General features: G+C 70.7%; 11 protein-coding genes. 1 reads left to right on the top strand and 10 read right to left on the bottom strand.

Features of this window, described 5'->3' with window-relative positions:
- The first annotated feature begins 136 nt into the window (after positions 1–136).
- The gene (locus tag ACZ5UI_RS19295) at positions 137–1,081 is read left to right on the top strand and encodes a LysR family transcriptional regulator (protein WP_464189955.1); all 945 of its coding nucleotides are present in this window, start codon (positions 137–139) and stop codon (positions 1,079–1,081) included.
- 306 nt (positions 1,082–1,387) lie between these two features.
- Here ACZ5UI_RS19295 and ACZ5UI_RS19290 read toward each other — a convergent pair whose 3' ends face one another.
- From ACZ5UI_RS19290 to ACZ5UI_RS19245, 10 genes are all read right to left on the bottom strand, one after another.
- On the bottom strand, positions 1,388–2,188 hold the full coding sequence (locus tag ACZ5UI_RS19290; RefSeq protein WP_464189953.1) for an SDR family NAD(P)-dependent oxidoreductase: 801 nt from the start codon (positions 2,186–2,188) through the stop codon (positions 1,388–1,390).
- Positions 2,189–2,197: 9 nt separating this feature from the next.
- Complete coding sequence (locus tag ACZ5UI_RS19285; protein ID WP_464189951.1) at positions 2,198–4,366, bottom strand: MMPL family transporter; 2,169 nt, start codon at positions 4,364–4,366, stop codon at positions 2,198–2,200.
- 70 nt (positions 4,367–4,436) lie between these two features.
- Positions 4,437–5,543, bottom strand: a complete 1,107-nt coding sequence (locus tag ACZ5UI_RS19280; protein WP_464189948.1) for an aminotransferase-like domain-containing protein — start codon at positions 5,541–5,543, stop codon at positions 4,437–4,439.
- A 35-nt stretch (positions 5,544–5,578) separates the two neighbouring features.
- Positions 5,579–7,339 carry a substrate-binding domain-containing protein gene (locus tag ACZ5UI_RS19275; protein WP_464189946.1) on the bottom strand — a complete coding sequence of 587 codons (1,761 nt, stop codon included), beginning with the start codon at positions 7,337–7,339 and terminating at the stop codon, positions 5,579–5,581.
- Complete coding sequence (locus tag ACZ5UI_RS19270; protein ID WP_464189944.1) at positions 7,336–8,688, bottom strand: hypothetical protein; 1,353 nt, start codon at positions 8,686–8,688, stop codon at positions 7,336–7,338. The genes ACZ5UI_RS19275 and ACZ5UI_RS19270 overlap by 4 nt, the downstream gene beginning before the upstream one ends.
- On the bottom strand, positions 8,685–9,221 hold the full coding sequence (locus tag ACZ5UI_RS19265; protein ID WP_464189942.1) for a hypothetical protein: 537 nt from the start codon (positions 9,219–9,221) through the stop codon (positions 8,685–8,687). The genes ACZ5UI_RS19270 and ACZ5UI_RS19265 overlap by 4 nt, the downstream gene beginning before the upstream one ends.
- A 34-nt stretch (positions 9,222–9,255) precedes the next feature.
- Positions 9,256–10,965, bottom strand: a complete 1,710-nt coding sequence (locus tag ACZ5UI_RS19260) for a hypothetical protein (protein WP_464189940.1) — start codon at positions 10,963–10,965, stop codon at positions 9,256–9,258.
- Positions 10,965–13,208, bottom strand: a complete 2,244-nt coding sequence (locus ACZ5UI_RS19255) for a GspE/PulE/PilB domain-containing protein (RefSeq protein ID WP_464189938.1) — start codon at positions 13,206–13,208, stop codon at positions 10,965–10,967. The genes ACZ5UI_RS19260 and ACZ5UI_RS19255 overlap by 1 nt, the downstream gene beginning before the upstream one ends.
- Complete coding sequence (locus ACZ5UI_RS19250) at positions 13,208–13,507, bottom strand: GspE/PulE/PilB domain-containing protein (RefSeq protein ID WP_464189936.1); 300 nt, start codon at positions 13,505–13,507, stop codon at positions 13,208–13,210. The genes ACZ5UI_RS19255 and ACZ5UI_RS19250 overlap by 1 nt, the downstream gene beginning before the upstream one ends.
- Entirely contained in the window at positions 13,504–13,845 is a 342-nt protein-coding gene (locus tag ACZ5UI_RS19245) for a hypothetical protein (RefSeq protein ID WP_464189934.1), read from the bottom strand. Before ACZ5UI_RS19245 ends, ACZ5UI_RS19250 begins: the two co-directional genes overlap by 4 nt.
- Positions 13,846–13,850 lie beyond the last annotated feature (5 nt).

The raw sequence follows: 13,850 nt of genomic DNA, 5'->3' as shown, positions 1-13,850 counted from the left end.
CACGCCGTACTTGGCTGCGAGTCCTCCGAGGACGATGGCGCCGATGATGGAGAGAATGGCGACCATGGACCTATTGTCGGCACCGTGAGCTAACGGCGGTAGCCTTGATTGACTTCGTCATCTCAAGGTTTTGCCTATGACTCTGCAGCAGCTGACCTATTATCTCGCCGCCGTCGAACACGGGTCGTTCTCGGCCGCCGCCGAGTCGCTGCACCTGGCCCAGCCGTCGGTCTCCGAGCAGGTCCGCCGACTGGAGGACGAGCTCGGCGTGGCGCTCTTCCACCGCGTCGGCCGAGGCCTGACGCCGACCGCCGCCGGGGAGACGCTGCGCCCGCACGCCGAGCGCGTGCTGGCCGAGGTGGAGGCCGCCCGCGAGGCGGTGGTCGACGTGCGCGAGCTGCGCGGCGGCGTGGCGACGTTCGGCACGTTCGGCAATTCGCGCTACTACCTCGGCGAGAGCGTCGTGCGCGACTTCCATCGCGAGCACCCCGACGTGCGCATCCGCCTGGTCGGCCAGAACTCCTCCGAGGTGGTCGACGCGATCCGGGCCGGCGAGCTGGAGGCCGGCGTCGTGGTGCTGCCCGTCGACGACAGCGGGCTGGAGGTGCACCCGGCGATGCGCGACGACGTCCTGTTCTGCTCGGCCGATCCGTCCCGGCTGCGCTCGGCGATGACGATGGAGCGCCTGGTGCGCGCGCCGCTGATCCTCTACGACGTGACCTTCGGCGCGCAGGACCCGACCCGCCGCCAGCTGGCCGAGGCCGCCCAGCGCGCCGGCGTGACGCTGGAGGCGGCGATCGACGTCGAGGACGCCGAGGTCGCGCTCGCGCTGGCCGCACAGGGCTTCGGCGACACCTACGCCTCGCGGGGCACGCTGCACGGACAGGGCCGCGCGCTGTCACGCGGCCTGGGCTGGGCCCCGTTCGCCGAGCCGATGTACGACGACTTCGCCTTCGTCTGGCGCCGCGGCGCCCGCCTGTCGCCGGCCACGCGCGCGTTCGTCGCCGCCGTCGAGCAGCGCTTCACGTCACTGCAGGAGCGGCTCGAGCAGGTGCCGCGCCGGCGGGCGCCAGAGGCCTAGCCCGCGGCGCGCGCGCGGTTCGAGTACCCCCGAATCCTGGCCCGTCCCCGCCCGGACCATTGTCAGTTCACCGTCGCTATCCGACGGCGAGCCGACAACGAGCGCCTGGGAGAGCGCCGACGTGCCAGAACCCACGGCCGCCGGCGTCGCCAGGACGCCTACCCTTCTTCGCTGCCGGCCGTAACCGCCGGAGCACTCAGTCCGAGTCCTCGCCCCGTCCCCGCTCTCCCGGCCGGACCATTGTCAGTTCGTCGTCGCTATGCGACGGCGAGCTGACAACGAGCGCCTGGGAGAGTGTTGGAGCCGTCAGTCGCGCCGGGGCGCCGCAGCGCCGCCTCGCAAGCGCCGCAGCAGCGCATCCGACGCCTTGGGCGAGACGTTGTGCAGCGCGCCGAGCAGCCGGACGATCGGCGGGTAGTACACCGCGCGCGCGTCGCCCTCGACGGCGGCCAAGATCTTCGACGCCAGCACGTCGGGCGAGGCGGCACCCGGTCCGCCGCGGTACCAGTCGGGCATGCTCGCCTTCTCATGGTCGTGCAGGGCCGTGGCGATCTCGCCGGGATAGACCATCGTCAGCGAGACGCCGGTGCCCGAGAGCTCGTGGCGCAGCGCCTCGCCGAAGGCCCGCTGGGCCGCCTTCGTCGCGTTGTAGACGCCCGACCACGGGAACGCGCGCAGCGCGCCGCCCGAGGAGACCACTACGATGTGGCCCTGCGCGCGGTCCAGCAGTCGCGGCAGCGCCGCCTGGACGGTCCACACCGTCCCGTACCAGTTGATCTCGGTCATGCGCACGACGTGCTCGGCCGGCTGGCTGGCGAACGGCCCGTAGTTCGTCACGCCAGCGTTGGCCACGACCAGCTCCAGCCCCCCGGTCTGGGCGACGAACTCGGCCACCATCGCCTCGACCGCGGCCCGATCGCTGACGTCGCAGGGCAGCACGACGTGCCCGGAGCCCGGCAGCGCCGCGGCGATCGCCGCGAGCTCCGGCTCGCGCCGGGCCAGCAGCCCGACGACCGCGCCCCGCGCGGCCAGCGCCTGCGCGACCGCCTTGCCGATCCCACTCGACGCACCCGTCACGATCGCCCGCGTGCCTGTCCCGATCTCCATGATCGGACCCTACGCGACGGGCTCGGGCTTGCGCTCCTGGCCGGCGGGCAGCAGCTTGCTCGGGTCGCCCTCGACGGAGACGTGGGGCAGCCAGCGGTCCAGCCACTTGGGCAGCCACCAGGCGTGCTTGCCCAGCAGGACCATCACGGCGGGCACGAGCATGCAGCGCACGATCGTCGCGTCGACCGCGACGGCGACCGCCATGCCCAGGCCGAACTGCTTGACCGTGACGTTGTCGTTGGCGATGAAGGCGGCGAAGACGCTGACCATGATCAGCGCGGCCGAGGTGATCACCCGGCCGGTCGAGGCGATGCCGTCGATCACCGCGCGGCGGGCGTCGCCCTGCTTTTGCCAATGCTCGTGGCAGGCGGATAGCAGGAACACCTCGTAGTCCATGCTCAGGCCGAACAGGATCGCGAACATCATCAAGGGCACGAAGCTCTCGATCGGGATCTCCAGGCCGTGCAGCCCGATCCACGAGTTCGCGCCCTCCTGGAACACGAGCGTGACCACGCCGTAGGCGGCGCCGATCGACAGCAGGTTCATGATCGCCGCCTTGATCGGCAGCAGGATCGAGCGGAAGGCCAGCAGGAGCAGCAGGAAGCTCAGGGCGATCACCGTCAGGATCACCTGCGGCAGGCGCGCGGAGATCTTGTCGGCCAGGTCCACGCCGTAGGCGGTCTGACCGCCCACGTACACCGTCACCCCGGTGGGCGGCAGGACGTCGTCGCGCAGCTTGCTGACCAGCGTCTCGGTCTCCAGCGCGCCGGGCGCGGTGGTCGGCGTCGCGGTGATCACCGCCGCTTGGCCGTCGGGCGCCGGCAGCGGGGGCGTGACCGCGGCGATCCCCGGCGCTTTCTTCAGCGCGGCGTCGACCTTGGCCAGCGCCGCCGTGTCCGGCTTCCCGGGCACGACGATCAGCAGCGGGCCGTTGAAGCCCGGCCCGAAGCCCTCGGCCAGGAGGTCGAACGCGACGCGCGGGCCGGTGCCGGCCTGCGCGGTGCTGTTGTCGTCCTGGCCCAGGCGCAGCGACAGCACCGGGATGGTCAGCGCGAGCAGGATGGCCACGCCGAGCACCAACCAGGGCCACGGACGCCGGGCGATCATCTCGGCCCACTTGGCCCAGCCGTGAGCGCCTGGCTTGCTGGCACGCTTGTGCAGGCCGGGCACCTTCAGCGCGTTGATCCGCGGGCCCAACACCGCGAGCAGCGCGGGCAGCAGCGTGATCGAGGTCAGCACCGCGATGACCACGACGATCGCGGCCGAGTAGCCCAGCGACGCGACGATCGGGATGTCGGCCAGCGCCAGCGAGCACAAGGCGATCACCACCGTGCCGCCGGCGAACACCACCGCGTTGCCCGACGTGGCGACCGTCAGCGGGATCGAGTCGGCGACGCTCATGCCGCCGGCCAGGTGCTGGCGATGTCTGGTGATCAGGAAGAGGGCGTAGTCGATGCCCACGCCCAACCCGATCATCGTGCCCAGCGTCGGGCCGATCGTCGGCACCGTGATCACGTTGGACAGCACGGTGACCAGCGACAGGCCGGCGCCCAGCCCGATCAGCGCGCTGAGGATGGGCATGCCGGCCGCCACGACGGTGCCGAACGTGAACAGCAGCACGATCAGGGCGATGAACAGCCCGATCGCCTCCTCGGGATCGCCGACCTGGGCCTCCGCCTGCTGGCCGACGACGCCGCCCACCGCGGTGCGCACGCCGCTGCTGGGGCTCTCGGCGGCGTCGACGATCGCGTCGGCGTTGTCGCGGGTCAGGTCCGCCGCCGACAGCGAGAAGGTCAGCGTCGAGTAGGCGATCTTCCCGTTCTTGGACAGCGTCGTCGGGCCGAGCGGGTCGGTCACCGAGGCGACGTCCTCGGCGCCCTTCAGCTTGCCGACGACCGCTTCGACCGCGCGCTGGTTGGCGCCCTGGTCGAGGCGCTCCCCGTTGGCCGACTGGAAGACGACCGGGCTGGTCAGGTCGTTGAGCGCCGGGAAGTGGTCGGTGAGCACGTCGGCGGCCTTCTGGCTGCCGGTGCCGGGCAGCGAGAAGTCATCGGTCGTGCGCGTGCCCAGCGTGCCCGCCAGCACGACGACCGCGACGAGCGCGGCCAGGCAGGAGGCCAGGACGATCCAGCGGTGCCGGACACAGAGTCGGCCGAGGGCGTGCAACGCAGAGCTCACCGGACGATCCAATCGGTCCGTCCGGTGAGAAGCAACAGCGCTGGTGGACGAATTGCGCTTTGCCGGTGCGTCAGGCCGTCGCGGGCGCGACGGCGCGATAGGCCTCGGCGAGGCGCTTGACGCCCTCGTCGATCTGGTCGGCGGTCACGCCGGAGTAGGCCAGGCGCAGCGTGTTCTCGCCGCCGTCGAGCAGGAAGTCCGTGCCCTTGACGATCGCCACGCCGCGCTCGGCCGCGGCCGCGAACAGCTCGTCGACGACGGTCCCCTCGGGCAGCTCGACCCACATGAAGTAGCCGCCCTCCGGGGCGACGAACTTCGCCTCGGGCAGCTCGCGCTCCAGCGCGGCCGCGAGCACGCGCACGCGCTCGGCCAGGGCGCCCTTGACCGTCTCCACCGAGCGCTCCAGGGCGCCCGCGGCGGCGAACTCGTAGACCGTGGCCTGCGAGAGCATCGACGGCGAGATGTACGTGTCGGTCGCCCAGGTGACGATCTGGCCGATCAGGTCGGCCGGACCGACGAGGTAGCCCACGCGCACGCCCGGGCACACGGTCTTGGAGAACGACGACGCGTAGATCACCCGGTCGTGCTGGTCGAGCGACAGCATCGTCGGCAGCGGCTCGCCGCTGAAGCGCAGCTCCACGTACGGGTCGTCCTCGAAGATCAGGAAGTCGTACTCCTGGGCCAGCGCCAGCAGCTCCGAGCGCTTCTCGCCCGACAGCGAGTAGCCGGCCGGGTTCTGGAAGTTCGGGATGATGTGGGCCAGCTTGGGCCGCAGGCCGTCGCGCAGGCGCCCGCGCAGCTGCTCGACGTCGATCCCGTCGGCCTCTAGGTCGATCATCTCGATGTCGGCGCTGCGGTAGCGCCCGAGCGTCTTCAGCGTGCGGTCGTACGTCGGCTTCTCCACCACGACCGTGTCGCCGGCCTGCACGAGCAGCTCGAACAGGAACGCGTCGGCCTGCATCGAGCCGTTGGTGACGATCACGTTGCTGACGTCGACGCCGTGCTTGTCGGCGATCCACTTGCGCAGCTTGGGGTAGCCGATGGCGGTGCCGTAGCCGGTCACGCCGGCGGCGTCGTTGACGAAGGCACGGTCGGCGGCCGCGCGCAGCCCGTCGACGTCGACGATGTCGAGCGACGGCGCTCCGCGGGCGAAGGAGATGGTCTCGGAAGCGGGCATCGCTTCCCAGGGTACGTCAACCCGCGAGCGCGGGCTCAGCCGCCGCCGCGCGACGACACGCCGGGGATGCCCGAGCTCTCCGGCGTGGTGGCCACCGTGGGCGTCGTCGTGGTCCGCGCCGGGGTGGTGATCGTCTGCACCGTCGTCGTGCCCGAGGGGGTCGTCACGGTGCGGGTCGTCACGGTCTGCTGGGTGGTGGAGGCCGCCGGGACCTCCTGGCCGCCGTTGTTGGCGATCGCCAGCTCGTTGGCCAGCTGCGCGTCGGTGATCGGCACCAGGCGGTTGGCGGTGGCCACCGCCTGGGCGCGGTTGAGCGCCGCGGTGATGTACTCGACGACCTCGTCGCGCTCGAGCGCCTGCTTGTAGGTGTACAGGTAGATGCGCCGCGAGAACGGATACGCGCCCGAGGTGATCGTCACCTGCGACGGGAACACGCAGTTGGGGCCGGGGTAGATCTTCTCGCCGTCCTTCGTCTCGTCGGGCAGCTGCGAGGCGGGCAGGTCGGGGATCGCCCGGGCCGTCGGCACGGTGGTGATCTCGCCCGAGACGGTCTGGGTCGGCTGCACGTCGACGCCGGGGACGGTCGACGCCGTCGCGGTGGTCTGGCTGCGCAGGCGGCGCTGATCGGCCTCGGAGAGGTCCTCGAAGGTGACCGGCTGGCCGCTGGAGGTGACCGGCACGCCGTAGTCGATCTCCATCGGGCGCAGCTGGTCCTCGAACAGCTCGTAGTAGGTGAAGCGGAAGCCGCCCACGACGCCGGGCGCCTCGGCCTCGGCGATGATGCCGCGCGCGTAGCGGCGCACGCGGTCGTTGAGCTCCTTGTCGTAGCGCGCGTTGACCTTCGCCTCGGCGATGCGCTTGGCCCGCTCGTCGCGAGCCCGGTTGCGAGCCACGATCCGCGCGGCCTGGACCGTCGACAGCGTCACGCCGTCGCGCTCGCGCTCGGCGTTCTCGCGGGCGATCTCGCGCAGCACGGCGCGGTCGGCGGCCGACACGGCCTCGTCGATGTCGCGCTGGCGCTCGCGGGCGTTGCGGGCGCGCAGCGTCTCGCGGTAGCGGGCGATGCGCTCCTCCGCGCGGTTGACGCGCCCCGTGCCGATGACCTCCTCGCGCTCGGCCAGATCGGTCGAGTGGGGGACGTAGTCGGCGCGCACGTCGGCCAGCGACGGATCGGGTACGCCGAGCACGACCTGGCCGAAGAAGGTGAAGTTCGGGGAGCCGTCGTTGCGGCCCGTCGCGGTGATCGGCAGGTCGAAGAAGCCCAGCTGCGCCCACGAGTTGTAGGGCGAGCCGGCCCGGAAGATGTCGCGCGCCTGGTTGACGGTGATGCAGTCGCCGCCGACGTCGGCCTCGTTCTTCGTGGCGATCACCTCGGCGTCCGCGGCCACCTGCAGCGGCTCGGACAGCTCGACGCCACGCCGGCGGCAGGCGGTGACCTCGTCGTCGGTGGGCAGGCGCGAGACCTCGACGACGTCGACCCGGCCGGCGCACAGGTCGGAGAACGACTGCTCCGAGGAGGCGCGGATGAACGCGACGTTCGTGCCCGTCTCGTTGGCGAAGCGCTCGGAGAAGTCGGCGCTGAGGCCGCCCCGCAGGCCGTCGACGCGCACGGTGTTGTCGGGCGCGGCGGGCAGCGGCACGGTCGTCGTGCGCGTGACCGTCGCCGTCGTGCCGTTGGTCCCCACCGGGTTGGGCGCGGTGGGCGTGCCCGAGTCGCCGGTGTCGATGCCGCAGGCCACCAGCACGGCGGCGCCCACGCCGCACAGGCCGGCGGCGATCAGATGTTGGACCCTCATGGCACCACCGGCGTGAACGTCTGCTGGGCGACCTCGGTCGAGCCCAGCGGCGGGAAGCGATAGACCTGCCCGAGCGTCAGGACCTCGAAGTCCGACAGGCGCAGGAACTGGACCTCGTTGCCGCGCAGCAGCGGCGTGGACTGTGCGCGCTTCTGCAGCCGCCGGGTCAGCGGCGTACGCCCGTCGGCGGCCAGGTAGCGGCCGTCGCTGGCCCGCAGTGGCTGGCCCCAGTCGGCGTTCAACTTGGCGTACATCGTCGGCGACTGCGAGCGGTCGACGATGATCGCGCCGTAGTCGCGCAGCGCCTTGAGGATCGCGCGGGCGGCGCGCCGGTTGGTGCGCGGCGGCAGGCAGTCGTCGCGGATCTCGCCGCTGGAGTCCAGGTTGCGCCCCGGGCCGCAGACCGGCATGCCCAGCATCTGCTCGTAGCGGTCGGCGCGCAGGCGGATGCGCGCGCCCTCGGGCAGCGAGCTGGCCTGGCCGTTGCCGTCGGTGGCCGACGCGGGCTGCACGTAGCTGCGCTGGGCCGGGCCGGGAACCGACATGGCCAGCGCGTGGTCGATGCGCCCGGCCTCGACCTCCTCGGGCAGCAGCAGGCCCGCGAACAGCGGGAGTCCGGAGCCGCGCGCGCTGACCGAGTTGGGCTGCTGGAAGCCCGGCCCGTTGAGCGCCCACTTGCGCATGAACTGGTAGGAGATGACGTTGCCGGTGCCGCCGCGGCGCGCGCGCCACAGGTCGTAGCCGACGCCCTCGCGCCGGTTGAGGATCGTGAACCAGCCGTCGTACTGGGGCAGCGGCGACACGTTCTGGGGCACGATCAGCGTCTCGACGTTCTTGCCGTCGCCGCAGTCGGGCGGGATCTGCCGGCAGACCATGCGCGTCTCGACGCCGTTCTCCTCGTCGACCACCGGCACGGTCCAGCGCTTGGTGTTGATGAACAGCGGCTCGTCGTTGGTCCGGCGCTGCGTGGTGATCGTGTCGCCGCGCTCGGTGATGCCGATGCGCTCCTGCGCCTGACGGATCATCCGGTCGGAGTTCTGGTCGACGCGCTGCCCGGTGACCGTGGTGTTCCACGGGCTGTTGGAGGCGAACGGGCGGAAGATCGAGCCGCTGCTGAACGAGCCGGTCGCGCCGACGTCGGACGAGGCGGCGCCGGGCGTGCCCTCGGTGCCCGCGCCCTCGGTGACCGGCGTGGTCGTCGTCGGGGTGGTGCGCACGACGGTCTCGGTGCGCACGACGGTCTGTGTGTTGTCGTCGCTGCTGTCGCCGCCGCAGGCGCCCAGGCCGAAGCCGAGCGCCAGCGCGCCCGCGGTGATGAGTGCGGCCGGCGCCGCGCGGCGGGCCGTCATGCGGACTCGGACGGTCGGGGAGGCAGCGAGGCGCGCACGCGGGCGATCGCCGCGGCGGGGTCCTCGGCGGTGATCGGCGGGGCGGGCGGCGGCGGGGGCGCCGGCTCGGTCGCGTCGATCTCCGGCAGCTTGATGGCCGGCCGGCCGGCCTCCCGAGCGGCCTGCTCGGCGGCCGCGCCCAGCGCGACGATCAGGTCGTCGACCTGGCGGCGGACCTGCGTGGCCTCGGCCAGCTTCTCCGGCAGCCCGTCGGCCGCCGCGGTCAGCGCGTCGGTCAGCTCGGCGATCCGGCGCACGCGCGCGTCGGCGAAGGCCTGGACGCGGCGGCGCGACTCCTCGAGGTGCTGGGTGGCCTGGGCCTGGGCGGCGGCCAGCACCTGGCGCGCGTCCTCTTCGGCCGCCAGACGGACCTCGGCGGCCCGCCGGGCCGTCGCCTCTTCCACCTCGCGTTGCAGTGCTTCGCCCGCCTGGCGGGCCGAGGCCATGATCTCCTCGACGCGCGCGCCGAGGGACGCGGTCAGGTCGCCAGCCATGGTCGTTGTCACGCTACCAGTGAATCCGGCGGGGTCAGCCGTTGCCACGGGTCGAGGACGACGACGTCGCCGGGCGCTGCTGCTGCGCGCCCGGGTTGCGCGTCGCGACCCGGACGAGGACGTAGCGGTCCGTGCGGTAGACGGGCGTCATGCCCGGCACGGTGCCGGCGTTGATCTGTGGATAGTGGCGCTGGATGAGGTCGCCGGAACGCGGGTTGTAGGCGACCAGCAGGTAGCGGACCTTGCCGTACGGGTCGTCCAGCACGCTGTTCCACTTCGCATCGCCCTTGTCGATGCGGTCCCAGAACACCTGCGGCTGGCCGTTGAGCAGGATCACGCCGAACGTCTGCGCGTTGTCGGTCAGGACCGAGTTCTTCGTGTCGATGTTCGACTTGATGTACTGGGCCATCTGGGCTTCGGGGTCGATGCCGACCGTGAAGCCACCGCGCGACGACGTGCCCTCCTGGGACTCGCCGGTGAACAGCGTGCGCGTGAAGGCCTGCTCCAGCGACTGGAACGGGTAGTTCTGCATGCCGCGCCAGGCGGTGAACAGGCCGATCACCAGGATCACCATGGTGACCCCCCAGGTGACGAGCCGGAAGCCGGGGAAACTTCGATAGATCCAGGCGGCGCCGATCAGCGCCGTGAGCGCCATCGGCATCGCGTCGCGCAGCGTGAGCAGGCCCTCGTTGCCGGCGACGTAGGCGTGGACGCCCATGATCACGATGCCCAGGACGACGAACGACGCCAGCCACAGCGCCATGTCGTTGCGCTGGGTGACGAAGGCGATCACCAGCGCGGGGACCGCGGCGAAGGCCAGCGGGAAGACGGCGACGTTGAGCTCCAGCAGGCGCGAGGAGACCTGGTCGAAGCCCAGCGAGCCGCTGGTGTCGATGCCGGTCGCGTTGACCGCCTGCGTGGAGGTGGTGTCGGTGATCCACCCGAAGGGGTCGCCGACGATCAGCGCGTTGAACAGGATCCACAGCGCCAGCGAGTAGACGACCGGCGCCGCGAAGGCGACCACCGAGCCCTCCACCTCGACGCGCGACGCGCGCCGGCGCACGAGCGCCACGCCGATCAGCAGGGCCACCAGGACGGCCCAGATGATGAACATGTAGCGCGTCATGATCAGCACGGCGATGCCGAACCCGGCGGCGATCAGGAAGCGTGGCTCGGTCGTCTCGTACCAGCTGACGAAGCCGTACAGGGCGAACGCCAGCATCGACAGGTAGAGCGCCTCGCTCATGCCGTTGCCCGCGTAGAACAGGAACATCGGGTTGACGCCGAACAGCACCAGCATCGGCATCCGGAACAGCAGCGGCATCTCGCAGCGGGCCAGCGTGCGGTCGATCCACACCAGCGCGCCGGCGGCGCACATGGAGGTCAGCAGCGGCAGCGCGATCAGGGACGTGGCCACCGGCTTGATGACCGCGAACGGCAGGAAGGCCAGCGTGGTCAGCGGCGGGAACAGGAAGCCGATCGCCGCCAGCTTGGGCGGATCGTTCCACCACACCAGGTAGGCGTCGGTCAGCCGGTTGAGCGCGTCGAAGACGACGACGTGGGCGTCGATCGTCACGCGGTAGCCGACGAAGAAGTAGAAGGCCGTCGCGACGACGAAGATCAGCAGGCCGATACGGCCGCTGGGGATCGGGACCGACGGCTCGTACGGCCGGTCGTCCAGCGGCGTCCCCGACGTGTGCGCCCGGTGCAGCGACTGGTCGGGCGGCGGCGCGGCGACGGCCATCAGCCGGTCTGCTGGGTCGAGGCCGGCGGGGGCGCGGTCGTGTGACCGGCGTCGAGCCCGTGCACCGTCTTCTCCCAGTAGAACGGTGCGTAGAAGAGCTGCAGGAAGCCCTTCCATGCGGCGATCGACATCAGGCCCCAGTACAGCGGTGACAGCAGCGCGTACTTGGCCAGGTCGAAGTACCCGCGTTGCACCGACCCGGCGACGCTCAGGTACATGAAGACGAAGTTGCCGATGAACAGCTGGAACGCCGCCGCATAGAAGATGAACGACGGGAACAGCTCTCGGATGAAGCCGGACTCGGTGAAGAAGAACACCGTGGTCAGGCCCCAGAAGATCGGGTTCAGCAGGAAGATGAACGTGCCGCCGATGACCATCTGGAAGCTGAAGAAGCTCTTGGGGCCGATCTGGCGCAGCATCTTGAACGGGTGGCGCATGTGCACCAGCCACGTCTGGATGTAGCCCTTGATCCAGCGTGAGCGCTGGCGGATCCAGTTGTTCAGCTCGGAGTTGGCCTCCTCGAGCGTCGTCGAGTCGATCATCGCCGTCTTGTAGCCCGCCTTGTGCAGGCGGATGCCCAGGTCGGCGTCCTCGGTGACGTTGAACGGATCCCAGGCCGCCAGGTCGATCAGGCGGTCGGTGATGAAGTGGTTGCTGGTGCCGCCCAGCGGGATCGGCACGTCCTGCGCGTCCAGGCCCGGAAGCAGCAGGTCGAAGTGCATCGAGTACTCCGTCGCGAACCAGCGGGTGAGCAGGTTCTGGTCGGAGTTGAAGTAGTTCAGCTTGGCCTGGATGCAGGTGACCGACGGATCCACCTTGCTGAAGGCGATGACGATCTTCTTCAGCTGGTCGGGATCGGGGCGATCCTCGGCGTCGAAGATGACGACGTACTTGCCGTCGGCCTGCAGCAGCCCGTAGTTGCAGGCCTTCGGCTTCGTCTTGGGCTGGGCGTCGGGAACGATGACGATCTTGAAGTGCGGCGGCAGGTCCATCGCCTGGATGGCCGGCACGGTCTCGTCGTCGTCCTCCTCACACAGCAATCGGACGTCGAGCTTGGTCTTGGGGTAGTCCAGCCCGCCGATGCCGGCCACCAACCGCGGTACCACCGATGCCTCGCGGTAGAGCGGGATCAGGATCGTGTACATCGGCAGGTCGCGTTCGTCGAGCGCGTCGAGCTCTTCCTGGCTGATGTTGACCTCGTACTGATGGCCGAGCGCGTCGTAGGTCAGCTTGAACTTGTAGACCGAGGTCGACAGGTAGAAGACCGAGCACAGCGCCATCGTCACGATCAGCGTGGTCTTCGGCCACAGGACCAGGCAGATGATCCAGATGGCCACGACCGACAGGAAGAAGATCTTCTGGCCCTGGTCGATGACGCGGTTGGCCGACTCCTCGGGGAAGCGGCGCAGCAGCTCGGAGCGCGCGACCTCGGCGTAGTCGCCGCCGTGCACGCGCTGCAGGAGCTCGTCGATCGAGTTGCGCGAGGCCAGGAAGCCGCGCAACTCCAGGTGGGTGTGCTCGCGCAGCGCCGCGACGGTGTCGTCGTCGAGCACGTCGGCGATGGCCAGGTACAGCGTGGTGTCGTCGACGGCGATCGGGACGACGCGCAGGTGGCGGGCCAGCGGCTCGGGGATCAGCTCCAGCGCGGCCGGGTCCGGCTCGTACTCCGACAGGTCGACGAGCGGCAGCTGGAACTGCTCGGCCAGGATGGCCACCAGCTCCGCCTCGCGGACGATGCCGGAGTGCACGAGGATGTCGCCGACGCGGCTGCCGGTGCGCTGCTGCTCGTCGAGCGCCTCGCGCACCTCGTCGTCGGTGGCCAGCCCGCGGGCGACGAGCAGGTCGCCCACGCGGGTGGGGTAGTTCGGCTCGGTGACGCGCCCGTTGGTGCGCTCACCGGGCATCGCCTCGAAGATGCGGTCGATCGCGACGTCGATGTCCTCGTCGGGCGTGACCACGAAGCGGACGGAGCGGCCGGTCAGCGCGGTGGCCACCTCGCGGGCGACCTGGTCGAACGGCTCAGGGGTGGCGATCGTCACCACGCCGTTGGCGTAGGAGACCGGCAGCATCCGGTGATAGCGGCAGATCTGCTCCGACAGCAGGCGCGCGGCCAGCGGGTTGATCTCGAGGTACTCGGGCTCGTCGGCGCGCGTCGGATCGAGCGTCACGAACTCCAGCCCCGCGTGCTGCGCGAGGCGGCGGTAGAAGGACCGGCTGGGCTCGGGTGCGGTCGTGGTCTGCATCAGCTGGTCCCCGGCAGTCGCTGGAGGGCTTGGTCTATCTCAATCGCAGGCGCGATGACGATATCCAGGGCCAAGTACGGAAAACGTGTTCGGACAACGCTGAGGTCAGGATCGGGTGTGGCGCTGGCCACCTTGAGCGTGTCGCCCACCAGGATGACCGGCACGACGCGCTCACGCGCGGCCAGGGCCGCCGGCAGGTAGTGGCACAGCTTCGGATCGGGCACGAAATCGCGCAGGCCGGTGTAGCCGATGCCCGCATCGAGGGCGGTGGAGAGCGCCTCGCGCGCCTCGGACCTCATCGCGGCGGCGTCTCTTGGTTGGACTGCTCGAGCGTCGCGCGATCGAGCGACTGACGGCGGTACTGCGCCTCACGGGCCAGCGCCTGGGCGCGCCGGTCGGCCTCGTCGGGCTCGGTCGCCACCGGCTCGGCCGTGGTCACCTCGGCGGCGGCCGGCGGCGCCGAGTTGTTGCGCTTGGACCGGTCCGACGCGGCGAAGCCGACGTAGAAGATCAGCAGGATGGCCAGCGGGGCGACGAGGAACGACAGGAAGAACACGGCGAAGCCGAGCAGCGCGATCAGCGTGACGCCGATGAGGGCGAGCGGCTGGTAGCGCTCTTGGGGCTGCTCGGGTTCCATGGCGG

The sequence above is a fragment of the Conexibacter sp. JCM 18997 genome (assembly GCF_055391915.1).
Note: the sequence above shows the minus strand (reverse complement) of the source record. Positions and strands in the feature narration are given on the sequence as shown.